This is a genomic window from Variovorax sp. GW821-FHT09B05 (assembly GCF_059418265.1).
The window spans coordinates 1-26,509 of record NZ_JBWKPN010000019.1 but is presented as its reverse complement, the minus strand read 5'-3'; the positions used below and the strand labels follow the sequence as shown (position 1 = coordinate 26,509).

Here is a 26,509-nt window from a genome sequence, read left to right as displayed (position 1 = left end):
CGGTGCTGAACGACCCGGCCGCCGACGTCGTTCTCGGCCAGCGCGTGCTGCGCGAACACGTCGCCTCGGTCTACGACACCTACAGCGCCTCGACGCTGACCCACCTGTGCTTCGTGGCGGTGTTCGGCGCCATCCTCTACGCGCAGCTGCACGACCCGCGGCTGCTGTTCTGGATGGCCGGCATGGTGCTGGCCGACATCTACGTCTTCTTCACGCCGCGCTGGTACCCGGCGCGGCCGGCCGTCGAGAGCCCGTACTGGGCGCGCAAGATCTCGCGCCTGGTCACGCTGGTCAGCATGGTCACGGCCGTCGTGCCCTGGCTGGTCGTGCCGGCCGGCAACCTGCCGATGACCTCGCTGCTGATGGCGGTCATCGTCGGCAGCTGCGCGCGTGCCTCGCAGTCGCTGTGGCCGCTGAAGCCGGCGCTGTTCGGCTACACGCTGCCGATGTCGCTGGGCATGATCACCGCGCTGGCCTGGCAGGGCGACGGGCTGCACCTGTTCCTGGCCGCGGCCGGCGCGGCCTACCTGATGCTGACCCTGCACGCGGGCATCCGCCAGCACCGGCTCCTGACCGACTCGCTGATGCTGCGCTTCGAGAACGAGGCGCTGGCCGCGCGCCTGGGCGAGCAGATCGCGGCCACCGAGCGCGCCAGCCTCGAGAAGACCCGCTTCCTCGGCACCGCCAGCCACGACCTGCGCCAGCCGCTGCATGCCATCGCGCTGTTCGGCGCGGCGCTCGAGAACGAACTGCGCAACCGCCCCGAAGGCCGCAATGCCGAACGGCTGATGCGCGCCGTGAACGCGCTCGGCGCCTCGCTCGACACCATGCTCGACGTCTCGCGGCTCGATGCCGGCGTGGTCGTGCCCGAGGTGCAGGCGGTGCAGCTCGATGCGCTGTTCCTGCCGCTCAACCACACCTTCTCGGCGCGCGCCGAGCAGAAGTCGCTGCAACTGCGCGTGCGCGCCAGCGGCCTGTGGGTGCGCAGCGATCCGCAACTGCTGCACCGCATGCTGTCGAACCTGATGGACAACGCGCTCAAGTACACCGCCAGCGGCGGCGTGACGGTGATGGCGCGCGACCGCGGCGAGACGGTCTGGATCGAGGTGCGCGACACCGGCATCGGCATCGCGCCCGAGCAGTCGGGCCGGATCTTCGAGGAGTTCTACCAGGTCGACAACCCGGGCCGCGACCGATCGCATGGGCTGGGCATCGGGCTGTCGATCGTGCAGCGTCTCTCGCGCCTGCTCGGCCATCCGGTGCAGATGCATTCGCGCCTGGGCCGCGGCACGCACTTCAGGCTGGTGGTGCAGGCCGCGAACGCGCAGGCCAGCGCGCTGGCCGGGCCGTTTCCGCCGCAGGCCGCGACGGCCGATGCCGAGGAACAGCGCCGCCGCGGCGCGGCGCGGCTGCCCGCGCGCGTGCTGCTGCTCGACGACGAGCAGGAGATCCGCGAGGCCATGACCGGCCTGCTGCGCTCGCATGCGGTCGAGGCGCAGGCCGTGGGCGACGAGGCGTCGGCCGCGCGGGCGCTGGCGCAGGCGCGCGGCGAGGGCCGTCCCTTCGAGCTGCTGCTGTGCGACTACCGGCTGGCCGATGGTGCCGACGGCCTCGATGCCGGCCTGCGTCTGAGCCGGGCCGGCGACGGTGCCACGCCGCTCTTGCTGATCACCGGCGAGACCTCGCCCGACCGGTTGCTGCGCGTGCGCGAGTCGCGCGTGCCGGTGCTGTTCAAGCCGGTGGTGGCGAACCGGCTGCTCGAGGCGATGAGCGAGGCGGTGCTCGCTCGTTGAGGAGCAGGCCCCCTCAGTTGCCCAGCAAGGCCTGCGCGAACTCGCGCGCGTCGAAGGTCTCGAGGTCCTCGAGCTTCTCGCCCACGCCGATGAAATAGACCGGGATCGGCCGCTCGCGCGCGATCGCGCACAGCACGCCGCCCTTGGCCGTGCCGTCGAGCTTGGTCACGACCAGCCCGGTCAGGCCCAGCGTCTCGTCGAAGGCCTTGACCTGCGCCAGCGCGTTCTGGCCGGTGTTGCCGTCGATCACCAGCAGCACCTCGTGCGGCGCGGTGGCGTCGGCCTTGTTGACCACGCGCTTGATCTTCTTGAGCTCGTCCATCAGGTGCAGTTGGGTCGGCAGCCGGCCGGCGGTGTCGACCAGCACCACGTCCTTGCCGCGCGCCTTGCCGGCGTTCACCGCGTCGAAGCTCACGGCCGAGGGGTCGCCGCCTTCCTGGCTCACGATCTCCACCGTGTTGCGGTCGGCCCAGACCAGCAGTTGCTCGCGCGCCGCGGCACGGAAGGTGTCGGCCGCGGCCAGCAGCACCGAGGCGCCTTCGTTGGCCAGGTGCTTGGTGAGCTTGCCGATGGAGGTGGTCTTGCCCGCGCCGTTCACGCCCGCGACCATGATCACGGTGGGCGTGTGGCGGCCGATCTCCAGCGGCTTCTCGAGCGGTCGCAGCAGGTCGGCGATGGCCTCGGCCAGCAGGCGCTTGACCTGCGATGCGTCGGTCGCCATCTGGCTCTTCACGCGGCGGCGCAGGTCGTCGAGCAGGTATTCGGTGGCCTTCACGCCGGCGTCGGCCATCAGCAGCGCGGATTCGAGCTCTTCGTAGAGCGCCTCGTCGATCTGGGCATTGACGAACACCGCCTGGATGCCGGTGCCGGTCTTGCGCAGGCCGGTCTTGAGCTTGTCGAGCCAGCCCCGGCGCTCGGGCGCGGGCGGCGGAGCGACCTCGAGCACCGGTGCCGGCACGGGTGCGGGGGCCGGCGCGAGGATCGGGAGGTCGACCGCGGGCGGCGGCGGTGCGACAGGTGGCGGTGCGACGGGCGTCGGCGCCACGGGCTGGACCGTGGGCACTGCGGGCGCAACGACCGGTGCCGGCGTCGGCGTCGCCGCAGGCGGTGTCACCGGTGCCGCGGCCGGCACTTCCTTTGCCGCCGGTTTCGCGCCGAACCAGCTCGAGGGCGAGAACACCGAGCGCGAGGGCGCGCTCTCCCCGGCGGGGGCAGGTTCGGCCGGCGGGATCGCTGGCGCCTGCGGGGCCGGTGCTTCGGGCGTTTCCGCGGGTGGTTTTTTCTTGAAGAAACTGAACATCGGGCGCTTTTTAGAATCGGAGCCATTCTATGAAACACCCCTCGCCACGCCGCGCTGCGTCTGGTGCGGTGCTGGCCCTGGCGTTCGCGGCGCCCTGGGGCTTGCCCGCGCAGGCGCAACAGTCATCGCCCCCGGCCACCGCAGCCACTGCCTCCGCCCCCGGTCCCCAGCAGTTCACCCTCTCCAACGGCATGACCCTGATCGTGCAGCCCGACCGGCGTTCGCCGACCGCGGTGCAGATGGTCTGGGTGCGCGTGGGCTCGATCGACGAGGTCGACGGCACCTCGGGCGTGGCCCACGCGCTCGAGCACATGATGTTCAAGGGCACGAAGTCGATCAAGCCCGGCGAGTTCTCGCGCCGCGTGGCGGCGCTGGGCGGGCAGGAGAACGCCTTCACCACGCGCGACTACACCGGCTACTACCAGCAGATCCCGGTCGGCAGCCTCGAGCAGGTGATGAAGCTCGAATCCGACCGTTTCGCCAACAACCAGTGGCCCGACGACGAGTTCAAGCGCGAGATCGAGGTGGTCAAGGAAGAGCGCCGCATGCGCACCGAGGACCAGCCGCGCGCCCTGCTCGGCGAGCAGCAAAGCGCGGCCGTCTTCATCGCCTCGCCCTATCACCGGCCGGTGGTGGGCTGGATGAGCGACCTCGACGCGATGACGCCCGAGGACGTGCGCGAGTTCCACCGCCGCTGGTACGTGCCCGCCAATGCCGCGATCGTGATCGCCGGCGATGTCGACGTCGACAAGGTGCGCGCGCTGGCCGAGAAGTACTACGGCGGCATCCCCGCGCGCGCGGTGCCGGTGCGCAAGCCGCGCATCGAGCCGCCGCAGCGCGGCATTCGCCGCATCGAATTCAAGGCGCCGGCCGAGCAGGCCTACGTCTCGCTGGCCTTCCGCATCCCGCAGCTCGAGAGCATCGATGCCGAGAGCGACGCCTGGGCGCTCGAGGTGCTGTCGGCCGTGCTCGACGGCTACACCGGCTCGCGGCTCGACCGCGCGCTCACGCAGGGACCCGAGCGCGTGGCCGATTCAGCCGGTGCCTATTCGGGACTGATGGGACGCGGTCCGCAGCTGTTCGGCCTGGCGGGCGTGCCCGCGGCCGGCAAGACCGCCGCGCAGGTCGAAGCCGCGCTGCGCGCGCAGGTCGCGCGCATCGCCAGGGAAGGCGTGGGCGAGGCCGAGCTCGCGCGCGTCAAGACGCAGTGGGTGGCGAGCGAGACCTACAAGCGCGATTCGGTGATGGCGCAGGCGCGCGAACTCGGCAGCAACTGGGTGCAGGGCCTGCCGCTCGATGCCGACCCGCGCATGATCGCGAAGCTGCAGGCCGTGACCGCCGCGCAGGTGCAGGCGGTGGCCGCCAAGTACTTCGGCGACGACCAGCTCACCGTGGCCACCTTGGTCCCGCTGCCGCCCGATGCACGGCCCCGTGCCCGCGGCTTCGCCGCTCCCGCGGGAGAACTGCGTTGAACGCCGCCGCATCGCTCGAAGGTCAGATCCCCATGTCCCTCTCCCATTCCAAGCCGGCCATCGCCGGCCGCCTGCTGCGCACCGGCGTGCTGGCCATGCTCGGCTTCGCCGGCCTGGCCGCGCAGGCCGCGTTGCCGATCGAACACTGGACGCTCGCCAACGGCGCCAAGATCTACCTCGTGTCCTCGCAGGCGCTGCCGATCGTCGATGTCGAGGTCGACTTCGATGCCGGCAGCCGGCGCGATCCCGCCGACCAGGCCGGCCTCGCGAGCGTGAGCTCGACCATGGTCGAGAAGGGTGTGCGCGCCGGCCGCGACGGCGAGCCCGCGCTCGACCAGAACGCGCTGGGCGAGGCCTGGGCCGATCTGGGCGCCGAGTTCGACGTCAGCGCCAGCAACGACCGCACCAGCTACACGCTGCGCAGCCTCGCCGACCCCAAGCTGCTCGACAAGGCGGTGGCGCTGGCCGCGCGCGTGATCGGCGAACCCACCTTCCCCGACGACATCTGGCAGCGCGAACGCGAGCGCCTCTCGGCGTCCATCCGCGAGGGCAACACCAAGCCCGCGACCGTCGCGGCGCGTGCCTTCGCGACCGCGGTCTACAGCGGCCATCCCTATGGCCAGCAGACCACCGAGGCCACGCTCGCGCGCATCGACACCGCGGCCATGCGCCAGCGCTACCAGCAGCTGATCGTGCCGTGCCGCGCCAAGCTCAGCATCGTGGGCGCGGTGACGCGCGCGCAGGCCGAGGGCATCGCCAACGCGATGCTGTCGCGGCTGCCCGGCCCCGAGGCCTGCACGCCGCTGCCCGCTATCGCGCCGGTGCCGGCGCTGGCCGAATCGAAGGAGGTGCGCATTCCCTTCGAGTCGGCGCAGACCCATGTCTACATCGGCCAGCCCGGCTATCCGCGCAAGGACCCCGACCACTTCGCGCTCAACCTCGGCAACTACATCCTCGGTGGCGGCGGCTTCGTCTCGCGCCTGACCGACGAGGTGCGCGAGAAGCGCGGCCTGACCTACAGCGTCTACAGCGGCTTCGCGCCGGGGCTCGACGCGGGCGCGTTCCGCGTTGGCTTCCAGACCCGGCCCGACCAGGCGGCCGAGGCGGTGAAGGTGGCGCGCGAGGTGCTCGCGAAGTTCGTCGCCGAGGGGCCCACGCAGAACGAACTGAAGGCCGCGAAGGACAACCTGATCGGCGGCTTTCCGCTCCTGCTCGACAGCAACCGCAAGCTGATCGGCAACGTCGCCAACATCGCCTGGAACGACCTGCCGCTCGACTACCTCGACACCTGGACCGCGCGCATGAATGCCGTGACCGCCGCCGACATCAAGGCCGCGTTCGCACGCAAGCTGCAGCCCGACCGCATGGTGACGGTGGTGGTGGGCAGCGACCCGCAGGCCAAGCCGCAGGACGGCAAGTAGGCCGCTTCAGGCCAGCGCGTGCGGCCCCGTGCGCGAGGCGGCGCGCACGCAATCGCCGAGCCGTGCGAGCAGCCGCGGCGCCGCGCGCGCCTGCTGCCAGTACAGCGGCACCGGCAGCCGCGAGCCCGCCACCAGCTCCACCAGCGAGCCGTCGCGCAAGGCCTGCGCCACCATGCTCAGCGGATGCATGCCCCAGCCCATGCCCGCGCGCGCGGCCTCGACGAAGGCCTGCGGCGAGGGCAGCCAGTGGCGCGGCGTCTCGACCTCGCGATGGCAGATGCGCCGCACCCAGCGCGCCTGCAGCGCGTCCTTGCGGTCGAACACCAGGCTCGGCGCCTGTGCCAGCGTGCGTGCGCCCACGCCCTTGGCGAAATGCGACTGCACGAAGGCCGGGCTGGCGGCCGCCACGTAGTGCATGGTGCCCAGCGCCTCGCTGTTGCAGCCGGCCACCGGCTGCGCCAGCGCGGTGACCGCCGCCAGCACCGCGCCGCTGCGCAGGCGCTCGGCCGTGTGGTCCTGGTCGTCGACCGTGAGGTCGAGCAGCGCGCCGTGCTGCTGCGAGAAGGCGGCGGCCGCGCCGACGAACCAGGTCGCGAGGCTGTCGGCATTGACCGCCACCCGCACCGTGACCCGCTCGCCGGCCTCGCCGGCGCCCAGCACCGGCAGCGCATCGCGCAGCTCGTGCTCGAGCATGCCCACGCGCTCGACGTGCCGGCACAGCTGCAGCCCGGCCTCGGTCGCCACGCAGGGCTGGCCGCGCACCAGCAGCGCGCCGCCGATGCGTTCCTCGAGCAGCTTCACGCGCTGCGACACCGCCGAGGGCGTGACGTTGAGCGCGCGGGCCGCGCGCTCGAAGCTGCCTTCGCGCACCACGGTGGCCAGGGCGTTGAGGGCGGCGTAGTCGAGCATGTGGATGAAGAAAAACTGAATTGGCTTAAGGAGATTTAGTTTGAATTAATTCGCGCGCGACGGCAAGCTCGCACCATGTCTGCCGAACTCGTCACCACCGCCTTCCTCAACGGGCTCTTCATGAGCCTGGTGCTCATCGTCGCCATCGGCGCGCAGAACGCCTACGTGTTGCGCCAGGGCTTGCGCCGCGAGCATGTGAGCGCGGTCGTGCTGTTCTGCGCCGTGAGCGACGCGGTGCTGATCTCGGCCGGCGTGGCCGGCATGGCGCAGGCGCTCCAGGGCCGGCCGATGCTGGCCACCGCGCTCGCCGGCTTCGGCGCGCTGTTCCTCGCCGGCTACGGGCTGCGCGCGCTGTGGCGCTCGCGCGCGGCCGGCGCGCTGCGCACGGTCACGCAGGGCAGTTCGCTGTCGCGCACCGCGGTGCTGGCCCAGGCCGCGGGCTTCACGCTGCTGAATCCGCACGTCTACCTCGACACCGTGCTGCTCGTGGGCAGCACCGGCGCGCAGTACGCGGGCTCGCTCAAGGGATGGTTCGTGGCCGGCTCGGCGCTCGCGAGCGCACTGTGGTTCTCGGCCCTCGGCTATGGCGCGCGGCTGCTGGCGCCGGTGTTCGCGCGGCCGCGCGCCTGGCAGATGCTCGACGCGCTGATCGGCGGCACGATGCTGGTGCTGGCGGCGCTGCTCGCGCGACGCGCCATCGCGAGCTTCTGAGCCCCGGCGGGCGCGTTAAGCTCGCCGCATGCCCCGCAAGCCTGCCGCCGCGCCCTCGCGCACCCCAACGACTTCTTCCCCCGCGCGTTCGGCGCGCGCGCACGAGGTGCGCATCATCGGCGGCCAGTGGAAACGCACCCGCCTCGCCGTCGCCGACAAGCCCGGTCTGCGCCCCACGCCCGACCGCGTGCGCGAGACGCTGTTCAACTGGCTCGCGAGCCTGGCCGGCGCCGGTGGCGGCGAGCTGCCGGGCTGGCAGTGCATCGATGCCTTCGCGGGCACCGGCGCGCTCGGCCTCGAGGCCGCGTCGCGCGGCGCGGCCGGCGTGCTGCTGTGCGAGCAGGACGCCGCGCTGGTCGCGCAGATCCAGGCCGCCAAGACCAAACTCGCTGCCGAGGCGGTGCGCGTGGAGCGCGGCAACGGCGTCACGGCGCTCGAGCGCACGCCGGCCGCGAGCCTCGACGTGGTCTTCCTCGACCCGCCCTTCGACAGCACCACGCTCTACGAACCCGCGCTGCGCGCCGCCGCGCGCGCGGTCCGCGCGGGCGGTGCCATCTACCTCGAGGCACCGCGCCGCTGGAGCGACGAGGAGGCGGCCGCGCTCGGCCTCGTCGTGTTCCGCCACTTGAAGGCCGGCGCGGTGCATGCACACCTTTTGATGCATGCCGCACACGGCACTGCATAATCCGCCGACCCAAGCCGCATCGGCTGCATGAGGAGGTAGCAACCATGGCCAGCAACGTGATCGCGGTTTATCCCGGCACTTTCGACCCCATCACCCTCGGGCACGAGGACGTGGTGCGGCGTGCGACCCAACTGTTCTCGAAGGTGATCGTCGCCGTGGCGGCCGGTCACCACAAGAAGGCGCTCTTCACGCTGCAGGAACGCATCGAGATGGCGCGCGAAGCCGTCAAGCCCTACAGCGACCAGGTCTCTGTCGAGAGCTTCTCAGGCCTGCTGCGCGACTTCGTCGTGGCGCGCGGCGGCAAGGCCATGGTGCGTGGCCTGCGCGCCGTCACCGACTTCGACTACGAGTTCCAGCTCGCGGGCATGAACCGCTCGCTGATGCCCGACGTCGAGACCGTGTTCCTCACGCCCAGCGACAAGTACCAGTTCATTTCCAGCACCTTCGTGCGCGAGATCGCGATGCTCGGCGGCGAGGTGCACAAGTTCGTCTCGCCCAACGTCGAACAGCAGCTCGCGGCCAAGGTCCGAAGCCTCGGCAGAGAGTAGGCGCCGCCGATGAGCGGCGCGCTGGCGCCCCGTTTGCACCTGTTGGGCGACGCGGCGCTGCTGTGCGACCTGCCCGGTCCCGCCACGTTCGTCCAGCAGCAGAAGATCTGGGCGCTGGCGCGCGAGGCCGGCCGCTGGAGCGGCGTCGGCGAAGTGCTGCCGGGCATGAACAACCTCACGCTGACCTTCGATCCGACCGCGGTCGACCTCGAGGCGCTGAGCGCGCGCGTGCTCGAGGCCTGGCCGCGGCTCGAGGCCGGCGGCATCGAGGGCCGCGACATCGAGATTCCCGTCGCCTACGGCGGCGAGCACGGTCCCGACCTCGCGGACGTGGCGGCCCACACCGGCCTGTCGACCACCGAGGTGGTGCGCCGCCATGCCGCGGCCGAGTACGTGGTCTACCTGCTGGGCTTCCTGCCGGGCTTCGCCTTCCTCGGCGGACTGCCGGCCGCGCTGGCCACGCCGCGCCGCGCCGAACCGCGCACGGCCGTGCCCCCGGGCTCGGTCGGCATCGGCGGCGAGCAGACCGGCATCTATCCGCTGCGCTCGCCGGGCGGCTGGCAGCTGATCGGGCGCACCGAGGTCGCGCTCTTCGATCCGCAGGCCGCGTCGCCGACCCTGCTGCGGCCCGGCGATCGCGTGCGCTTCGTCGTCGAAAGCCTGCGGCCATGACGCTCCTGATCGAGAAGCCCGGCCCGCTGGCGTCGGTGCAGGACCTCGGGCGCCACGGCCATCGCCAGCTCGGCATCTGCCCGGGCGGCGCGCTCGACACGCTGGCGCTGGCGATCGCCAACCGGTTGGTGGGCAACGCCACCGGCGCGGCCGGACTCGAGCTGACGCTGGGCGGCAGCGTGCTGCGCTTCGAGACCGACACGCGCATCGCGCTGGTGGGCGACGACTTCGGCGCGACGCTCGACGGCCAGCCGCTGTGGCCGTGCTGGAGCGTGCCGGTCGCGGCCGGGCAGACGCTGCGGCTCGCGAGCGCCAACGCGGGCGGCAAGGCCGGCCTGCGCAGCTGGCTCGCGGTGGCGGGCGGCATCGACGTGCCGCCCGTGCTCGGCTCGCGCAGCACCGACCTCAAGGCCGGCTTCGGTGGCCACGAAGGCCGTGCGCTGCGCAAGGGTGACCGGCTGCCATTGGGCGAGTCGGCGCTGGCCGAGGCGCAGCGCGCGCGGCGCGCCTTCGGGGTGCGCGGTCCCGAGTGGGAGCGGGATGCCGCGACCGACGGCGTCATCGCCTTGCGCGTGCTGCCCGGCCCCGAGTTCGAGCAGTTCACGGTCGCCTCGCGCGACCAGCTCTGGGGCGAGCGCTGGCGCATCACGCCGCAGAGCAACCGCATGGGCAGCCGGCTCGCGAGCGCGAGCGGCGCCGAGCTGCGGCGCAAGCGCGGCACCGACATGCTGTCCTCGGGCGTGATCCCCGGCACGATCCAGGTGCCGCCCTCGGGCCAGCCGATCATCCTGATGGGCGACGCCCAGACCACCGGCGGCTATCCGCGCATCGGCGTGGTGATCCGCGCCGATCTCTGGAAGCTCGCGCAGGCGCCGCTCGACGGCAGCCTGCGGCTGGTGCCGGTCGATGCCGCCACCGCGCTGGAGGCCTGGGCCGCGCAGCAGCGCTATGTCGCGCAGGTGGCGCAAGGCCTCGCGGCGGCGGGCTGGCCGACCCCGGCATAGACTGCGGTCTTTCCATCCGCCGCATCGCTCCAGGAGTCCTCCCATGCACATCGACCTCAACGCGGACCTCGGCGAAGGCGCCGGCAGCGACGAAGCGCTGCTCGGGCTCGTGAGCTCGGCCAACATCGCCTGCGGCTGGCATGCGGGCGACCCGAAGACCATGCACCAGTGCGTGCGCTGGGCCGTCGCGCAGGGTGTGTCGATCGGGGCGCATCCCAGCTTTCCCGACCGCGAGAACTTCGGCCGCAGCACCATGCACCTGCCGCCCGACGAGATCGTCTCCAACGTGCTCTACCAGGTCGGCGCGCTTGCGGCCATCGTCAAGGCCGAGGGCGGCCGGCTCGCGCACGTCAAGGCGCACGGCCAGCTCTACAACCAGGCGGTGAAGGAGCCCGAACTCGCCGATGCGCTGTGCGAGGCCGTGCGCCGCTTCGATCCTTCGCTGAAGTTCTTCGGCCTCGCGGGCAGCGGCATGATCGACGCCGCGCGCCGCGCCGGCCTCGTGCCGGTGGAGGAGGTGTTCGCCGACCGCGGCTACATGCCCGACGGCAGCCTGGTGCCGCGCAGCCAGCCCGGCGCGCTGATCGAGGACGACGCGCAGGCCATCGCCCAGACCCTGGCCTTCGTGCGCGAGCGCCAGGTGAAGGCCATCGACGGCAGCATCGTGCCGGTCAATGCGCAGACCGTCTGCCTGCACGGCGATGGCGCGCATGCGCTGGCCTTCGCGCGCCGCATCCGCGAGCGGCTGCTGTCCGAAGGCATCGAGGTGCGCGCGGACTGACGAAGCCGCGCGACGGCGCATCCGCCCCTCAGGCGGGCAGTGCTTCCTCGCAGGCCAGCGCACTCACCCAGCGCGGCCCGATCTCCTCGCAGTAGTCGGCCACCACGGTGCGCGTGAGCCGCGCCACCGCCTGGACCGCGGGCGCCGTGCCCTCGGCATGCGCGAGGCTGATCGCCATCGGCGGCAGTGCGGGGCCGTCGCGCACCTCCAGCTCGCCGGCCGCCAGTTCCTGGCGCACGAACACCGGCGGGATCGCGGCCACGCCGAAGCCGCCCTTGGTCAGCTGGATGATCGACTGCACCGACGGGAAGCTGCACACGCGCGGCTCCGCGGCACGCCCCGCGAACAGCGCCTTCACGTGCGCGCGCGGGCCCGAGGTGCGCGAGAAGGTCAGAAGCGGCACCCGCTCGAGGTCCTCGAGCCGCAAGGTGCGCGCATGCGGCAGCAGGGTCGGGCGCGCCACCCAGCGCATCGGGAAGCTGCACAGCGGCAGCAGCACCGACTCGCCGCTGCGTGCGAGCTCGGAGACGTCGTCGTTCTGGATCAGCAGGTCGAACTTGCGCTGCCGGAACTGCTCGCGCAGGTTGTGCGCCGTGTCGACCGTGATGTCGGGCTCGACCGCGGGCAGCCGCTCGCTCAGCAGGTGGATCAGCGGCGTGAGCCAGGTGTGGACCACCGTCTCGATCACGCCGATGCGCACGCGCCCCGAGGGCGGCGCATCGGGCTGCACCGAGCGCTTGAGCTGTTTCTCGAGCGCGAGGATCTGCTCGGCCTGCGCCACCACCTGCTCGCCGATGCGCGTGAGCCGCAACGAGCGCTGCGAGCGGTCGACCAGCTGCACGCCGAGCTCTTCTTCCAGCGCCTCGATGCGTTTGGACACCGCGGCCTGGGTGGCGCAGAGCATCTGCGCCGTCTCTCGGAAGCTCTTGAGCCGGTCGAGCATGACCAGCGTTTCGAGGAAACGGGTGTTCATCTTCTGCCTCTCCCTGGTCCGAGCATCGTTGAACTTTTGTTATCGGGTTGTTTAACAAAAACTCGTTCGACTCGATCAATTGCTCATGTTTTCATCAACTTGTCGCACACGTAAGCGGTGCAACCCGCCCCCCGGCGGCAGCTTCTGTCTCTGACCGAACGCTGCAGGAGCCGTGCCAGCGGGTTGCTGTTTTGTTTTTCGTTGCTGTCAGGTACTGGATCAGGGAGAGATCGAATGAAGAAAGCGAAGGCAAGGCGCGCCAGGATCGGTGCCGCCCTGGGGATTTGTGCGCTGGCGGTCGCCAGCTGCGGTGGCGGAGGTGGGGGCGGCGGCGTCGACCCGGCCGTGCTGGCGGCGATTGCTGCCGCCGGTGGTACGCAGCCGCCCACCCCACCGGCACCGCCGCCGCCGCCCGCGCCGCCACCGCCGGCCGTGCGCGCCAAGTGCGCGATGGACAGCGCCGTGGAGGCCTCCTACGAGGAGCGGCGCCTGCCCAACAAGATCGCCGCCAGCGATGCACTGAGCTATTCGCAGCAACTGCTGCGGGCCAGCGGATTCGACCGTTTCGGCCCCGACTTCGCCGCCAAGCTCTGCAGCGACGGGCTGGCGGGCGCCTCGAGCTACGACGAGGCGGTGGCGCTGCTGCACGCCGAGGGCCGCAAGCTCTGGCAGGCGGCGCTCGATCGCGTGCAGGGCCGGTCGGTCCAGGGCACGCTGGCCAAGAGCGACGACCGCATGCTCTATTGGGCACGCCTGACGATGACGCTTGCCCTGCGCCAGTGGAAGCCCGAGTTCGCGTTGACGGACACGCAGCGCGCCGCGCTGCAGAACGAGTTCGAGCGTGCATCGCGCGGGCAGCTGTCGATCGATTTTCCCGAGGGGGCGGGCTACAAGCGGATCTTGGTCAGTGGCTTCGACCCGTTCTCGCTCGGCAGTGCAGGCAGGGACGGGAACCCCGACATCCGAATCGGCAATCCCTCCGGCGCCACGATCCTGTCCCTCGACGGCAACACCGTGGCGCTCGCCGATGGCAGCACGGCCGTGATCCGGACCTTCATCCTGCCAGTCAACTACGGGCCCTTCATCGCCGGCATGCAGGAAGACACGCTGGGGCCCTGGTTCAAGCCCGGGCCGAAGCGCGTCGATGCCTCGATCAGCATGAGCCAGGGTGGCTACAGGTTCGACCTGGAGCACTACAACGGCCGCTATCACTTCGCAAACTACGCCGGCAACGACAACCTGAATCCGCCGTGCGCCGCTGGCGGCAAGTTTCCGGCCGTGCTCGACTGCGACATCTCGCCGCCCGAGCGCTGGCTCGGCTACGCCGCCAAGCCATGGAGGAGGGATGCGCCACCTCAGTTCACTCAAGCCAGCCTGCCGTTCCAGAAGCTGATCGATGCCGCGACCGGGGAGGGCATCGTCAACCGCGACACGGGCGAGACCGGAGGGTGGGCGGTTGGGCGAAACGACAGCTATTCGGTCAGGTTTTGCACTCAGGCCGCGGAAGAGGTGAGCTTGGCCCTTGAGACGGCGAAAGATGTTCTCAGGAAGGCGCGTGACGCTTACTTTCAGGCGTTGGATACGCCCGGGAGCGATGTCCAAGCTGCCCTTCAGCGGTACTTGCAAGCACTGAATGCGGAGTGGATCGGTACGCCGAGCCCGCTCGAGACCAATTGCGCCGACGAGGGCGGTGGCGGAAACTACCTGTCCAACGCCAGCGCTTATCGCAACACCTTGCTGCGCGACATCTTCGGGCTGCAGATTCCGGCCGGCCACATCCATACGCCGGTGATGACCCGTTTCGGCGCCGGCAGCGACGGAAAGATCACCGACGCAACTTTCGAGGGCTACCGCGATTCCATCGTGGCCCAGGCCCGCAACCTGGTGATCGCAACGGCGAAGACGCTCGTCGCGCCGCCCGCCCCCTGAGGAAAGACCTGGCCATGAAACTCAAGTTCTCTGCATCCCTCCTGGGCTTCGCGATCTGCGGCGCGGCGATGGCCCAGCCCAGTGGCGGCTTCCAGGTCTACAAGAACAAGGTCAGCGGCAAGACGGTCTGCATGCAGCATGCGATCAGCCCCGATTGGGTGAAACAGGCCGGGCCCTTCAAGGACCAGGACTGCCGCCTCGAGCAGGAGCCCAAACCGGCACGCACCGACCTGCCGGCCAGCCCGCTCGACCTGGCCCCCAAGCCGCAGCGATAGGGGCACGCGGCGCGCGGGCCTGCGGTACCCTCGCGGTCCCGTCCCGAGCGCCGCCGCCATGCCATCGCCGAAAAAACCGCCACCTTCGTCCGTGCTGCTGACCGGCTTCGAGCCCTTCGGCGGCGAGGCCATCAATCCTTCATGGGAAGCGGTGCGCACGCTCGACGGCTGGAAGCATGCCGGCGCGGTGGTGCATGCGCGCCAGATGCCCTGCGTCTTCGGCGCGGCCATCGAGTCGCTGGCCGAGGCGATGGACGAACTCAAGCCGCGGCTGGTGCTGTGCATCGGCCAGGCGGGCGGCCGCGCCGAGGTCACGCCCGAGCGCGTGGCGATCAACGTCGACGACGGCCGCATCGCCGACAACGCGGGGCGGCAGCCGGTCGACGTGCCGGTGGTGGCCGAGGGCCCCGCGGCCTATTTCTCGACGCTGCCGATCAAGGCCATGGTGCGCGACCTGCGCGCCGCGGGCGTGCCGGCCTCGGTGTCGAACACGGCCGGCACCTTCGTCTGCAACCACATCTTCTATGGCCTGATGCACCAGCTCGCGCAGCGTGCGCAGCAGGGCGTGCAAGGCGTACGCGGTGGCTTCATCCACATCCCCTACCTGCCCGAGCAGGCGGCGAACTTTCCGGGCGCGCCGAGCATGGCGCTCGCGACCCTGGTCGAGGCGCTGCGCATCGCGGTGCGCACCGCGCTCGAGGTCGAGCGCGACATCGCCGAGACCGGCGGCCTGCTGCACTGAGGCGGGCCGGGCTCGGCTGGGCGTTCAGGCCGCAAAGAGTTTCGCGAGCCAGCCGTTGAGCGCGTCGTTGACCAGGGCCGGCTTTTCCATCGTCAGCATGTGGCCGCACTGCGGCACCCACACCAGCTCAGCCTGCGGCAGTAGCGCCGCGAGTTCGCGCGTGCATTCGGGCGGCGCGAGGCGGTCGTCGTCGCCGCACATCAGCAGCACGGGCGCGCGCAGCGACGCGAGGTGGGTGCGCGCATCGGGCCGGGCCATCACGGCGCGGTTCTGGCGCGTGAGCTGTTCGGCGCCGGCGCCCAGCACCATGTCGAGGTAGCGCTGCACCAGCACCGGGTCGGCGGCCTGGGCCGGATGGAAGGCGAAGAACACGTTGGGCTCGATCACCTCGCGCAGCTCGCCGCGCGCGAAGTACTCGATCGCGCCTTCGCGCAGCGCGCGCATGTCGGGCGTCTCGGGCCGCGCGCTGGTGCCCAGCAGGGCCAGGCCCGCGATGCGGCCGGGCGCCTGGCGCGCGGCCTCCATCGCGACCATGCCGCCCATCGAGGCGCCGCACAGCACCAGCGGGCCGGGGTTCTCGGCCAGCACGGCGGCGGCCATGCCCTCGATGGTGGCATGGCGCAGCTGGACGTCGCTCACGCGCGGCGAGAGCGAGGAGGGGAGGGCGGGGAGCTGGGCGTCCCACAGGCGCGCGTCGCACGCGAGGCCGGGAAGAAGTACGAGGGTGGCAGGCATGCCGGGATTCTGCGCGAGGAGGCGATCCCGGCGCATCGGCATAGGCTTCCTGGCCAGCAGCCAGGCGCGCCGCGGCTCGACATACTCGCGCCGCCACCCCTTCTCCTTTCCCTTCGACTTCCATGAACCTGGTTCAACGCGTGCAGGACATCCTGCTCAAGCCCAAGGCCACCTGGGCCCTGATCGATGCCGAGCCCGAGGACGCCGCCTCGCTCTACAAGAACTACCTGATGATCCTCGCGCTGATCCCGGCCGTGGCCGGCTTCATCGGCCTGTCGGTGATCGGCATGGGCGCCTTCGGCGTCAGCTTCCGCGTGCCGGTGCTCGCGGGGCTGGTCAACATGGTGGTTGGCTACGTGCTGTCGCTCGTGGTGGTGTTCGTGGTCGGCCTCATCGTCGATGCGCTCGCGCCCACCTTCGACGGCGTGCAGAGCCCGGTCGCCGCGCTCAAGCTTGCGGTCTATGCCTCCACCGCTTCGCTGGTCGGCGGCGTCTTCAGCCTGCTGCCCTCGCTGTCGGTGCTGGGCGCGCTGTGCGGCCTCTACGGCATCTACCTGATCTACCTCGGCCTGCCGGTGCTGATGAAGTGCCCGGCCGACCGCGCGCTGCCCTACACCGCGGTGGTGGTGGTCTGCGCCATCGTCGGCGGCTTCACGATCGCGTGGGTGCTCTCGCTGCTCACGCCTTCGCCGGCGCTGCGACTGGGCGCGCTGCCGCTGGCCTTGGCCTGAAAGCGCACCCTGCGCGGGTGCCGGTGGTGGGACAATGGCGGTCGATGCCCACGCCCAAACCCGACACCACCACCGACATCATCCTCATCCGCCACGGCGAGACCGCGTGGAACCGCGAACTGCGCTTCCAGGGCCACGCCGACGTGCCGCTCAACGACATGGGCCACGAGCAGGCGCGCCGCATCGGGCTGCGGCTGGCGCAGGAAACTGCGGTGCAGCACGTGATCAGCAGCGACCTGCTGCGGGCCCAGCAGACGGCGGCGCCCGGCGCCTCGCAGCTCTCGCTGCCGATCGCCACCACGGCCTCGCTGCGCGAGCAGTTCTTCGGCATCGTCGAGGGCATGCGTTCCGACGAGATCCAGGCCCTGCATCCGCGCGCCTGGGAAGAGTGGCTGGAGTTCCGCGAGGACCACGCCATGCCCGAGGGCGAGACGCCGCGCGAGTTCCATGCGCGCATCGTCGCGGCGCTCGGCACCATCGCCAGCGCGCACCGCGGGCAGCACCTGATCGTGGTCACGCACGGCGGCGTGCTCGACATGGTGTGGCGCACCGCGCACGGCCTGAGTCTCAGCGGTCCGCGCCGCAGCGAGATTCCCAACGCCGGCTTCAACCGCATCCGCATCGCCGATCCCGCGGCGCCCGAGGCGATCGAGATCGTCGAGTGGGCCGACACGCGGCACCTGGCCGACCTGCCGCCGCAGCCGACCTACGACCAGACGCGGCACCTCCAGCGCAAGGACTGAAGCGGCTCAGCCGCAGCTGCCGGCCTTCGGCGTGCGCAGCAGCGGCCGGCCCGCGCCGACGCCGGTCGGCTGGCCCTGGTCCACCGCGAGCTGGCCGTTCACCAGCACCGTGCGCACGCCCTCGGACAGTAGCGTCGGTTGCGTGTAGGTGGCACGCGCGGCGAAGCGCGCGGGATCGAACACCACCACGTCGGCGTAGTAACCGGGCCGCAGATGGCCGCGTTGCACCAGCCCCAGCGTGTCGGCCGTGAGCGAGGAACTGCTGCGGACGAACTGCGCGAGCGAGATCGCGTGCTCCTTCACCACGTACTGCTCGTACTTGCGCGCGAAGGTACCGTAGGCGCGCGGATGGCCCTGCGAGGAATCCGACGAGGTCATCACCCAGGGCCGTTTCATGAAGGCGCGCACGTCGTCGTCGCTCTGGTTGAACGAGGCGATCATCAGGTCGCCGTCGCGCAGCACCGCGATGGCGGCATCGACCGGGTCGGCGTTCGTGTCCTTCGCGACCTGCGCGAGCGTCTTGCCCACGTACTTCGTGCTGCCGGCCGAGAACAGGATCGCGTCGGGCCCGCCGCGCAGCCGCAGGTTCTCGCGCATGCCGCCGCGCAACCGCTCCTGCACCGCGGCATCGTCGAAGCGCTGCAGCAGCGCGGCGCGGCCGCCATCGATGGCCCAGGGCGGGATCAGCGCGGCCGAGAAGCGGGTGCTCGAGGCGGTCCACGGATAGTGGTCGGCCGTGATGTCCAGGCCTTTTGCGCGCTCGCGTTCGATGCGCTCGATGATGTCGCCGCTCTGGCCCTGCACGTCGACGCCGAGTGCCTTGATGTGCGCCACGTGCACCGGCAGCTTCGCCTCGTGGCCGATGCGGATCACCTCGTCGATCGAGCCCTTGAGCCCGATGTTGTACATGGACTCGTCGCGGATGTGGCTGTCGTAGAGCCCGCCGTGGCGCGCCGCCACCTTCGCGAGCGCGATCACCTCCTCGGTCTTCGAGAAGTTCTGCGGCGGATAGAACAGTCCCGTCGACAGGCCCAAGGCGCCCTCGCACATGGCCTGGCTCACGTGGCGGCCCATGGCCTCGAGCTGCTCGGGCGTGGGCTGGCGGTTGGCCTCGCCGAGCTGGCTGGTGCGCACCGGCCCGAAGCCGACGTACATCGCGACGTTGGTGCCCACCGGCACGGCGCGCAGCCGCTGCGCCTGGGCCGCAATGTCCCAGCCGCCGAAGCCGTCGTTGCCGATCACGGCCGTGGTCGCGCCCTGGGTCAGGAACGGGATGTTGAGGCGCTTGCGCGCGTCGTTCGAATGCAGGTCGGTGTCGGCATGCGTGTGGGCGTCGATGAAGCCCGGCGCCACCACCATGCCGGTGGCGTCGATGGTGCGCTTCGCCTTGAACTGCGCGGGCATCGCGCGGCCCGCGAACACGATGCGGTCGCCCGCGATGCCGACGTCGCCGACCACGGGCCGGTCATCGTCGCCGGTGTAGACGGTGCCGCCGCGCAGCAGCAGGTCGAGTTCGACCGGTGCGTCGGCCGGTTGGGCGTGGAGCGCGGGCGCGAGGAAGGCGAGCGCGGCCAGGGCGATGAGCGAGGTCTGCATGGGGCGATGTGGGCACGGGTGGAAACGCCGGCCAGTGTGGAGTCGCCTCGCGCGTGCCGCCAATTCCTTTTGCGGCACGCCCCATGTCCTGAACTCATGAGCGCGCGGCGATCTCCGGCAGGCCCAGTCGGCGGTAGACCTCGGCCGCCTGCCGGCGCAGCCGCAGCGATTCGGGCTGGCCGTTGAGCTGCTGCTGCAGGATGCCCTGCGCGCCGGTCAGCGTGGCCTCGGTGCCGCTGCGCACCAGCGCGTCGAGGTAGACCTGCTCGAACAGGTCGCGCTGCGCATGGCTGCCGCCGATCTCGATCATGCGCGGCAGCGCGGTGCCGAGGCCGTCGATCGCCGCGGTCAGGTCGCCGCGCGCATGGGCGCGCAGGCCATGCGCGGCCGGCACGCACACGCGTTGCCAGGCCGCGCGCGTCGAGGCCGGCGCATGCGGCGCGAAGGCCTCGATGTTGGCCAGCAGCGTGTCGGCCTCGGGCCGGCCCGCGCGCGCCAGGCCGTAGAGGTACTGCAGGTCGAGAAAGGGCAGCACGTGGTCGGCCTGGCGCTGCAGCAAGTGCTTTGCCACGTCGTTCCAGCGATCGCCGACGTCGACGCCCGCGAGCTCGAGCCGCGCGAGCAGCGAGACGGCGCCGATCTGGTCCTGCGAATACTCCTTGACCACGCCCCAGGCATGGCGGTCGTGGACCGCCAGCGCCTCGTCGCCGCGGCCCAGGTCGATGAGGAACAGCGCCACGTGCCACCAGTTGTGCGTGACCATGAAGGAGTTGAGGCCGATCCAGGTGTCGCTCACGCTCTCCATGAAGGCCAGGCCCTCGGCGAGCCGGCCCTCGGTGAGCATCACGTGCGCGAGCGCATGGTGGGCCCAGGGCTCCTTGCGGCACAGGGCGATCGCATGGCGCGCGCTGGCCTCGGCCTCGCGCATCAGGTGGCACTGCTCGTAGCCGAAGGCCGCCATGCCGTGCACGTAGGGCACGTCGGCCGCATGCGGCAGCACGGCGAGCGCGAGCCGCAGCATGCCGGGGCAGTCGCCGGTGTTGAAGCAGTGGTACTGGCCGAGCTTGAGCGACACCAGGTCGCGCGGATGCTCGCGCGCCTGTTCGGCATGCAGCGCGATGGCGCGCGCGATGTCGCCGTCGGCCCAGGCCTCGATGGCGGCGATGTAGCGCTGCTCGCGCGGCGTGGCGCGCGCGGCCTGCTCGCGTGCCTTGTCGAGGAAGGGGCGTGCATTGGCCACGGCCTCGCGCGATTCGGCGAACAGGTGCAGCGTGGCGCCGTAGGCCTGCACGATGGGGCTCGCGTCGTGCTCGGTGGCGGCGAGCAGGTTGACCGCGCGGGCCTCGCTCGAGATGAAGCCCATGACGAAATCGTCGACCAGCGGCAGGCTGGCGGCGTCGTCGAGCGTGAGGGGATTGCCGAGGCTGTCGGCGTGGCGGGCGGTGTTCGACGGGGGGCTGGCGGAAGGCATGGCGCATCGTGCCATGCCCCCGCGGCCGCTTCAACGCACCGTCTTCAGACGCCGGCCTGCTGGTGCCGGTACTCCTGGGTCTTGCCGCCGTAGCCGTAGGCCGCGCCGCGCGCGTCGATCACGTGGATGTACGAGACCTCGTGCAGGTTCGGCCGGAGCCTGGCCATGGCCGCATGGACCTCGCGCAGGTAGCGCGCCTTCTCGGCCTTGGTGTTGGTCTCGTCGGTGATGCTGATGTCGAGGTGGAAGGCCGACTTTCCGAGCGCGGCCAGCGACTGGCCGCCGATGAACCAGGTATCGGCGGCGATGTACTGCACGGTGATGGCGATCACCGGCAACTGCTTGCCGAGCACGCTCTGGGTGAGCTCGGCGACGGCGTCGACGGTCTGGCGCGTGAGGTCGGCATCGGGTTGGCCGGAGAGGTGGACGACGATGTGGGGCATGGCGGACTCCTTGGAAGGTTTGGGTGATCGATGGGGTGATTGTGGGCAGCGCCTCGTCATCGGAAAAGTGGGAAGATATGATGGAAGCCATCGGAATATCGGATGGATGAGCCATGCAGGGATTCGATCTGGAACAGCTGCGCACGCTGGTGGCGGTGGTCGACGCGGGCAGCCTCACGGCTGCGGCGCCGCGGGTCTTCCTCTCGCAGTCCTCGGTCAGCGAGCAGATGCGCAAGCTCGAGGAGCGCGCGGGCCAGTCGCTGCTCACGCGCAGCAAGGCCGGGGTGTCGCCGACCGAGGCCGGCGCGCGGCTGCTGGTCCATGCGCGGCGCATCCTGGCGCTCAGCGACGAGGCCTTCCGCGACCTGCATGGCGAGACGCTGGCGGGCGAGCTGCGGCTCGCGGTCACCGACTACTTCCGCCCGGGCGACTTGACGCAACTGCTGGCGCGGCTCGCGCAGGGCCATCCGCGCGTGCGGCTGCACGTGAGCATCCTCAAGAGCGACGAGCTGCGCGCGGCCTACGCGCGCGGCGATTTCGACGTGGCGCTGGCGATGCACATCGCGGGCGTGTCGACGCCGCCGCCGGGCAGTCCGGCGGTGCTGCGGCGCGAATCACTGGCCTGGCTGGGCGCGGCCGGCATGCGGGTGGTGCGCGGCGAGCCGGTGCGGCTGCTGGTGCTGCCCGACACCTGCTCGCTGCATCAGTTCACGGTGGCGTTGCTGCGGCGCCGGCATGTGCCCTACGTGCTCGCGCACGTGGCCTCGGGGGTGGCGGGGCTGCAGTCGGCATTGGCGGCGGGGCTCGGGGTGGCCTGCCTCAACGAGTCGGCGATCGGCGAGGGGGTGGCGCGGCTCGCGGCGCCGCATGGGTTGCCGGCGTTGCCGCGCGTGGCTTTCCAGTTCTTGCCGGGACGCAGGGGAGAGACGGAATTCGTGGCTCGGGCGCGGGAGATGCTGGCTGTGCAGCTGGCCTAGTTTCTTGAGGCGTCGGGGGCGCGTGCACGGGACGCCGGGTACTCCCCTCCGCGAATGTCCCCCGGCCTTCGGCCTCCTCCTTGATTTCGCTGCGGGGAGTACCCGACGCCCCGTGCACGAGGGGCGCTGTGTTGCGCGGCGGGTTCCACCGCCGCGCGTTTGGAGGGCTCGTTCCTTAACCCCAGGACAGGGCCGACAGGTCGTTCACGAAGATCGGGTTTTCCTTCCAGATGCCCTTGACGTTCTTCTTCGCCACGGTCGGGAACTGCGGCTGGTAGAGGAAGCCGTTGGCCGCGTCGGTGGCCAGCATCTTCTGCGCGTCGCCCAGCAGCTTGTTGCGCTCGGCGGTGTTGGCGGTGGTCTTGATCTTGTCGAACAGCGTGTCGAAGGCCTTCGACTGGTAGCCCCAGTAGTAGTCCGACTTGGCGTAGTTGCCGAGGTCGAAGGGCTCGACGTGCGAGACGATCGACAGGTCGTAGTCCTTGTTGCCGTAGGTGCCGCTGAGCCATTGCGCCCACTCGACGTTCTGCACCTTCGCCACGATGCCGATCTTGGCGAGCTGGGCCACGATCACCTCGCCGCCCTGGCGCGCGTACGGCGGCGGGGGCAGGGTCAGCTTGAGCTCGAGCGGGGTCTTCACGCCGGCCTCGGCCAGCAGCTTCTTGGCCTTCTCGATGTCGAAGGGGTTGATGCCGGTGGTGTCGACATAGCCGGCCGCGCCGGGCACGTAGTGGCTGCCGATCGGCACGCCGAAGCCGTCGGCCGCGCCCTCGATGACGGCCTTGCGGTCGATGGCCGCGAGGATCGCGCGGCGCACGCGCACGTCGTCGAGCGGCTTCTTGCGGTTGTTGATCGACAGGATGGTCTTGGCGCGCGAGCCGGCGAGGATGGTCTGGAACTGCGGGTTGGCCTTGAACTGCGGCACCACGCGCGTGCCGATGCGCGGGAACATGTCGACGTCGCCCGAGAGCATGGCCGCGGCCTGGGCCGCGGTGTCGGAGATGAAGCGGAAGGTCGCCTTGTTGATCTTCGCGTTGCCGGGGTTGCGGAAGCCGTCCCACTTGCTCAGCGTGATCGAGGAACCCTTGACCCAGTTGTCGAGCTTGTAGGGGCCGGTGCCCACGGGCTTGGTGGCATTGCCGTCGGCGCTCTTGGGCTCGACGATCACCGCAGTGGCCTGGCCCAGCACGAAGGGCAGGTCGGGGTCGATCTCCTTGTTGATCACGACCACCGTGTAGTCGTCGGTCGCCTGCGTGCTGAGGTTGGCGAAGGTGCGCTTGTCCTTGTTCGTGCTCTTGTCCGAACCGGCGCGGTCGAACGAGAACTTGACCGTGGTCGCGTTGAAGGGCTCGCCGTTCTGGAACTTCACGCCGCGGCGCAGCTTGAAGGTGTAGGTCTTGAGGTCGGGCGAGACTTCCCAGCTCTCGGCCAGCAGCGGCGTGACGCTGCCGTCGGCATTGATCTTGGTGAGCGTTTCGAGGATGTTGTACTGCACCACCTCGGCGATCGCGGCCGCGGCGCCCGCGGTCGGATCGAGGCCCGGCGGCTCGAGCGCCATGCCGATCACGATGGCGTCCTTCCGTCCCTGGGCCAGGCCGGCCAGCGGTGTGGCCAGGGCCACGGTGGCGCCAGCGGTGGTGAGGAGGGTGCGACGGTTCAACATACGTGGTGATCTCCGGAAAAACGTCTGGAAAGGCAAAGGGCTGCCTCGAGGGGATGAGGAGGCGGCGCGCCCCGAATCAAGGCGCTGCGCCGCGAGAGACCCTCGGCGCAGCAGGAAAGATGCCACGCCGTGCAGCCAAAAGCATTCTCGCGCAGCGAGCTCGCCGGCGACGCCGTGGCGCGGCGCTTTTTCCTCGGGAGGTTCCCGGATGCGCGGCGCCGCGAATGGTCAGCGGCCACTCACGCCCAGGACATCGCGGCGATGTCGTTGGCGAAGATCGGCGCGTCCTTCCACAGGCCGCGCAGGCCGCGCGCGGCGATGGTGATGAGCTGCGGCTGGTAGAGGAACACGTTGGCCGAGTCCTCGGCCAGGATGCGCTGCGCCTCGCCCAGCAGGCGCAGGCGGTCGGCCTCGCGCGGTGCGTTGCGCGACTTCTCGAACACCTCGTTGAACTTCGCCGACTGGTAGCCCCAGTAGTACTCGGGGCGCGTGTAGTTCACGAGGTCGAAGGGCTCGACATGCAGGATCACCGACAGGTCGTAGTTCTTATTGCCGTAGGTGCCGCTGATCCACTGCGCCCACTCCACGTTCTGGATCTTCGCGACGATGCCGACCTGCGCGAGCTGCGCGGCGATCAGCTCGCCGCCCTGGCGCGCATAGGGCGGGGGCGGCAGCACCAGGTCGAGCTGCAGCGGCAGCTTCACGCCGGCCTCGGCCAGCAGGCGCTTGGCGTTCGCGGGGTCGTAGGGGTTGATGCCGGTGGTGTCGACGTAGCCGGGGGCGGTCGGCACGTAGTGGCTGCCGATCGGGATGCCGCGGCCGTCCATGGCTGCGTCGATCACCGCCTTGCGGTCGATCGCGGCCGCGATCGCGCGGCGCACGCGCACGTCGTCGAGCGGCTTGCGCTTGTTGTTGATCGCGAGGATCGACTTGCCGCGCGAGGCGTTGAACAGGATCTGGAAGCGCTTGTCGTTCTGGAACTGCGAGAGGCTGCGCGAGACCGAGGCATGCGGGAACAGGTCGATGTCGTTCGACAGCAGCGCGGTGGTCTGCGCGGCCGGCTCCGAGACGAAGCGGAAGCTCGCGCGGCGGATCTGCACCGCGTCGGCATGGCGGTAGCCGTCCCACTTCGCGAGCACGATCGACGAGCCCTTGGCCCAGTTCTCGAGCCGATAGGGGCCGGTGCCCACGGGCTTGGTGGCATTGCCCTCGGCCGACTTGGGCTCGACCACGATCGCCGAGGCCTGGCCGAGCTGGAACAGCAGGTCGGGCTCGATCTCCTTGGCGATCAACACCACCGTGTTCGCGTCGAGCGCCTGGGTCGTGAAGTTGGCGAAGAAGCGCTTGTCCTTGTTGGTGCTGTTGGCGGCCGAGGCGCGGTCGAACGAGAACTTGACCGTGTTGGCGTCGAAGGCCTCGCCGTTCTGGAACTTGACGCCGCGCCTGAGCTTGAAGGTGTAGGTGCGCAGGTCGGGCGAGACCTCCCAGCTCTCGGCCAGCAGCGGCGTGACGCTGCCGTCGGAGTTGATCTTGGTCAGCGTCTCGAACACGTTGTAGAGCACCACCTCGGCGATCTCGGCGCCGGCCTTGGCCGTGGGATCGAGGCCCGTGGGTTCGAGCGTGAGGCCGAGCACCAGCGTGTCCTTGCGGCGTGCCTGTGCAAGGACGCCGGCCGGCAGCACGAGGGGCGCGAGCGCGGCGGCGCCGGTGGCGAGGAGGGTGCGTCTGTGAAGCATGGGCGGGCGGTCCTTTGAGCGGTGGCGGGGGCATGCGCCCTCCGGGCGCGCCGCATCATCCGCGAGGAGAGGCCCGGTGCGCAACCAGATGCTTATGCCCTGGTTGCATGACGGGCGCGCTCAGTGCCCTGGTGCCTGCAGCACCGCGCCGAGCAACGTGCGCGTGTAGGGGTGCTGGGCGTTGGCGAAGAGCTCCTGCGGCGTTCCGCGCTCGACGATCTGCCCCTTGAAGACCACGCAGACCTCGTCGCACAGGTGGTTGACGACGGCGAGGTCATGGCTGATGAGCAGGTAGCTGATGCCGAACTGCTGCTGCAGGTCCTGCATGAGGTTGAGCACCTGGGCCTGCACGGAGACGTCCAGGGCGCTCACCGGCTCGTCGGCGACGATGAGCTTGGGGCGGGTGATGAGGGCGCGGGCGATCGCGATGCGCTGGCGCTGGCCGCCCGAGAATTCGTGCGGGTACTTGTCGAGGTCAGTGGGGCGCAGGCCCACGGCAGCGAGGGACTCGGCGGCGCGCTCGCGCTGCTCCTTCTTCGAGGCCTGAGCCAGCGCCTCCAGCGGCTCGGCCACGATGCGCGCGACCGTCTGGCGCGGGTCGAGGGAGCCGTAGGGGTCCTGGAACACCATCTGGAAGTCGCGACGGGCAGTGCGCAGTTCGTCTCTTGAGAGGGCATGCAACTCACGCCCTTCGAGCTTCACGCTGCCGGAGGTGGGCTTGTCCAGCGCCATCACGAGGCGTGCGATGGTCGACTTGCCCGAACCCGATTCCCCGACGATGCCTACGCTGCGCCCGGCCTGCACCTCGAAGCTCACGCCGTTGAGGGCCTTGACCGTGGGCGGCGGGCCCAGCAGCTTCTCGCGCGGCAGCGCGTAGTGGCGGACCAGGTCGGTCACTTGCAGCAGCGGCGTCTTCGTTTGCGTCATGCCACGGCCTCCGCTTCGATCTCGTCGAGCCGAATGCAACGCACCGCATGGTCGTCGGGCAGCATCACCGCCGGCGGCCGTGTCGACTGGCACGCATCGACCGTGTAGCTGCAACGTCCCGCGAACGGACAGCCCGCGGGCAGGTCCACCAGTTCGGGCACGCTGCCGCGAATCGTCGCCAGCCGCTGCCCCTTGGGCGCCCCGATCACCGGCCGCGCCGCGAACAGCCCCTTGGTGTACGGATGCGCGCGGTTCGCGAAGAGCGCGCGCGT

At 70.6% G+C, this 26,509-nt stretch carries 26 protein-coding genes; 15 read left to right on the top strand and 11 right to left on the bottom strand.

Translation table 11 applies throughout. The features are described from left to right. The first annotated feature begins 2 nt into the window (after nt 1–2). The gene (locus tag AC07RM_RS34555; protein ID WP_495337364.1) at nt 3–1,793 is read left to right on the top strand and encodes a sensor histidine kinase; all 1,791 of its coding nucleotides are present in this window, start codon (nt 3–5) and stop codon (nt 1,791–1,793) included. Between the two features lie 13 nt (nt 1,794–1,806). Here the strand turns inward: AC07RM_RS34555 and ftsY are convergent, their stop codons facing one another. Continuing rightward, nucleotides 1,807–3,093, bottom strand: a complete 1,287-nt coding sequence (ftsY, locus tag AC07RM_RS34550; protein WP_495337363.1) for a signal recognition particle-docking protein FtsY — start codon at nt 3,091–3,093, stop codon at nt 1,807–1,809. 29 nt (nt 3,094–3,122) lie between these two features. Between ftsY and AC07RM_RS34545 the strand changes: the two genes are divergently transcribed. Further along, the gene (locus tag AC07RM_RS34545) at nt 3,123–4,565 is read left to right on the top strand and encodes a M16 family metallopeptidase (protein WP_495337362.1); all 1,443 of its coding nucleotides are present in this window, start codon (nt 3,123–3,125) and stop codon (nt 4,563–4,565) included. A 95-nt stretch (nt 4,566–4,660) separates the two neighbouring features. Beyond that, nucleotides 4,661–5,986 (top strand): M16 family metallopeptidase, encoded by a 1,326-nt coding sequence (locus AC07RM_RS34540; RefSeq protein WP_495337432.1) that lies wholly within the window; start codon nt 4,661–4,663, stop codon nt 5,984–5,986. A 6-nt stretch (nt 5,987–5,992) separates the two neighbouring features. On the opposite strand, the gene AC07RM_RS34535 is transcribed toward AC07RM_RS34540, so the two are convergent. Then, nucleotides 5,993–6,895: a LysR family transcriptional regulator ArgP gene (locus AC07RM_RS34535; protein WP_495337361.1), complete on the bottom strand. Its 903-nt coding sequence runs from the start codon at nt 6,893–6,895 to the stop codon at nt 5,993–5,995. Nucleotides 6,896–6,970: 75 nt separating this feature from the next. Between AC07RM_RS34535 and AC07RM_RS34530 the strand changes: the two genes are divergently transcribed. The 6 genes from AC07RM_RS34530 to pxpA are packed head-to-tail and all read left to right on the top strand — an operon-like array spanning nt 6,971 to nt 11,296. Further along, nucleotides 6,971–7,606 (top strand): LysE/ArgO family amino acid transporter, encoded by a 636-nt coding sequence (locus AC07RM_RS34530; protein ID WP_495337359.1) that lies wholly within the window; start codon nt 6,971–6,973, stop codon nt 7,604–7,606. A gap of 28 nt (nt 7,607–7,634) precedes the next feature. Beyond that, nucleotides 7,635–8,291 (top strand): RsmD family RNA methyltransferase, encoded by a 657-nt coding sequence (locus AC07RM_RS34525; protein ID WP_296798000.1) that lies wholly within the window; start codon nt 7,635–7,637, stop codon nt 8,289–8,291. 44 nt (nt 8,292–8,335) lie between these two features. Further along, nucleotides 8,336–8,839, top strand: a complete 504-nt coding sequence (gene coaD, locus AC07RM_RS34520) for a pantetheine-phosphate adenylyltransferase (RefSeq protein WP_057596071.1) — start codon at nt 8,336–8,338, stop codon at nt 8,837–8,839. Nucleotides 8,840–8,848: 9 nt separating this feature from the next. Next, on the top strand, nt 8,849–9,511 hold the full coding sequence (gene pxpB, locus AC07RM_RS34515) for a 5-oxoprolinase subunit PxpB (protein ID WP_398497826.1): 663 nt from the start codon (nt 8,849–8,851) through the stop codon (nt 9,509–9,511). Beyond that, nucleotides 9,508–10,515 (top strand): 5-oxoprolinase subunit C family protein, encoded by a 1,008-nt coding sequence (locus tag AC07RM_RS34510; RefSeq protein ID WP_495337358.1) that lies wholly within the window; start codon nt 9,508–9,510, stop codon nt 10,513–10,515. The genes pxpB and AC07RM_RS34510 overlap by 4 nt, the downstream gene beginning before the upstream one ends. 43 nt (nt 10,516–10,558) lie before the next feature. Continuing rightward, on the top strand, nt 10,559–11,296 hold the full coding sequence (gene pxpA, locus AC07RM_RS34505) for a 5-oxoprolinase subunit PxpA (protein ID WP_398497831.1): 738 nt from the start codon (nt 10,559–10,561) through the stop codon (nt 11,294–11,296). A 28-nt stretch (nt 11,297–11,324) separates the two neighbouring features. Here pxpA and AC07RM_RS34500 read toward each other — a convergent pair whose 3' ends face one another. After that, complete coding sequence (locus AC07RM_RS34500; RefSeq protein ID WP_495337357.1) at nt 11,325–12,269, bottom strand: LysR family transcriptional regulator; 945 nt, start codon at nt 12,267–12,269, stop codon at nt 11,325–11,327. Between the two features lie 234 nt (nt 12,270–12,503). Here AC07RM_RS34500 and AC07RM_RS34495 point away from each other — a divergent pair, with 234 nt between their 5' ends. The 3 genes from AC07RM_RS34495 to pcp are packed head-to-tail and all read left to right on the top strand — an operon-like array spanning nt 12,504 to nt 15,215. Continuing rightward, a complete protein-coding gene (locus tag AC07RM_RS34495) occupies nt 12,504–14,198 on the top strand; it encodes a PA0049 C-terminal domain-containing protein (RefSeq protein WP_495337356.1) in 1,695 nt (564 codons plus the stop codon). A gap of 14 nt (nt 14,199–14,212) precedes the next feature. Beyond that, complete coding sequence (locus AC07RM_RS34490) at nt 14,213–14,473, top strand: hypothetical protein (RefSeq protein ID WP_495337355.1); 261 nt, start codon at nt 14,213–14,215, stop codon at nt 14,471–14,473. A 58-nt stretch (nt 14,474–14,531) separates the two neighbouring features. Continuing rightward, the gene (gene pcp, locus AC07RM_RS34485; RefSeq protein WP_495337354.1) at nt 14,532–15,215 is read left to right on the top strand and encodes a pyroglutamyl-peptidase I; all 684 of its coding nucleotides are present in this window, start codon (nt 14,532–14,534) and stop codon (nt 15,213–15,215) included. Nucleotides 15,216–15,239: 24 nt separating this feature from the next. Here pcp and AC07RM_RS34480 read toward each other — a convergent pair whose 3' ends face one another. After that, nucleotides 15,240–15,950, bottom strand: coding sequence for an alpha/beta fold hydrolase (locus tag AC07RM_RS34480; RefSeq protein WP_490877229.1), 711 nt, complete (start codon nt 15,948–15,950; stop codon nt 15,240–15,242). A 122-nt stretch (nt 15,951–16,072) separates the two neighbouring features. Here AC07RM_RS34480 and AC07RM_RS34475 point away from each other — a divergent pair, with 122 nt between their 5' ends. After that, on the top strand, nt 16,073–16,681 hold the full coding sequence (locus AC07RM_RS34475) for a Yip1 family protein (RefSeq protein ID WP_208509946.1): 609 nt from the start codon (nt 16,073–16,075) through the stop codon (nt 16,679–16,681). Between the two features lie 44 nt (nt 16,682–16,725). After that, entirely contained in the window at nt 16,726–17,424 is a 699-nt protein-coding gene (locus AC07RM_RS34470) for a histidine phosphatase family protein (RefSeq protein WP_093347366.1), read from the top strand. A 6-nt stretch (nt 17,425–17,430) separates the two neighbouring features. On the opposite strand, the gene AC07RM_RS34465 is transcribed toward AC07RM_RS34470, so the two are convergent. The 3 genes from AC07RM_RS34465 to AC07RM_RS34455 form a co-directional block, all read right to left on the bottom strand. Beyond that, nucleotides 17,431–19,020 carry an N-acyl-D-amino-acid deacylase family protein gene (locus AC07RM_RS34465; protein ID WP_495337353.1) on the bottom strand — a complete coding sequence of 530 codons (1,590 nt, stop codon included), beginning with the start codon at nt 19,018–19,020 and terminating at the stop codon, nt 17,431–17,433. Nucleotides 19,021–19,114: 94 nt separating this feature from the next. Beyond that, nucleotides 19,115–20,491: a tetratricopeptide repeat protein gene (locus tag AC07RM_RS34460; protein ID WP_495337352.1), complete on the bottom strand. Its 1,377-nt coding sequence runs from the start codon at nt 20,489–20,491 to the stop codon at nt 19,115–19,117. A 44-nt stretch (nt 20,492–20,535) separates the two neighbouring features. Further along, the gene (locus tag AC07RM_RS34455; RefSeq protein WP_203202741.1) at nt 20,536–20,934 is read right to left on the bottom strand and encodes a tautomerase family protein; all 399 of its coding nucleotides are present in this window, start codon (nt 20,932–20,934) and stop codon (nt 20,536–20,538) included. Nucleotides 20,935–21,047: 113 nt separating this feature from the next. On the opposite strand from AC07RM_RS34455, the gene AC07RM_RS34450 reads away from it, so the two are divergent. Then, complete coding sequence (locus AC07RM_RS34450) at nt 21,048–21,911, top strand: LysR substrate-binding domain-containing protein (protein WP_208509942.1); 864 nt, start codon at nt 21,048–21,050, stop codon at nt 21,909–21,911. 175 nt (nt 21,912–22,086) lie between these two features. Here AC07RM_RS34450 and AC07RM_RS34445 read toward each other — a convergent pair whose 3' ends face one another. The 4 genes from AC07RM_RS34445 to AC07RM_RS34430 form a co-directional block, all read right to left on the bottom strand. Continuing rightward, nucleotides 22,087–23,574, bottom strand: a complete 1,488-nt coding sequence (locus tag AC07RM_RS34445) for an ABC transporter substrate-binding protein (RefSeq protein ID WP_495337351.1) — start codon at nt 23,572–23,574, stop codon at nt 22,087–22,089. A 239-nt stretch (nt 23,575–23,813) separates the two neighbouring features. Then, complete coding sequence (locus tag AC07RM_RS34440; protein ID WP_495337350.1) at nt 23,814–25,310, bottom strand: ABC transporter substrate-binding protein; 1,497 nt, start codon at nt 25,308–25,310, stop codon at nt 23,814–23,816. Nucleotides 25,311–25,430: 120 nt separating this feature from the next. Beyond that, complete coding sequence (locus tag AC07RM_RS34435) at nt 25,431–26,237, bottom strand: ATP-binding cassette domain-containing protein (RefSeq protein ID WP_495337349.1); 807 nt, start codon at nt 26,235–26,237, stop codon at nt 25,431–25,433. Continuing rightward, nucleotides 26,234–26,509, bottom strand: a 276-nt coding sequence (locus AC07RM_RS34430; protein ID WP_495337347.1) for an oligopeptide/dipeptide ABC transporter ATP-binding protein, incomplete at its 5' end; no start/stop codon positions are given. The genes AC07RM_RS34435 and AC07RM_RS34430, both read right to left, overlap by 4 nt.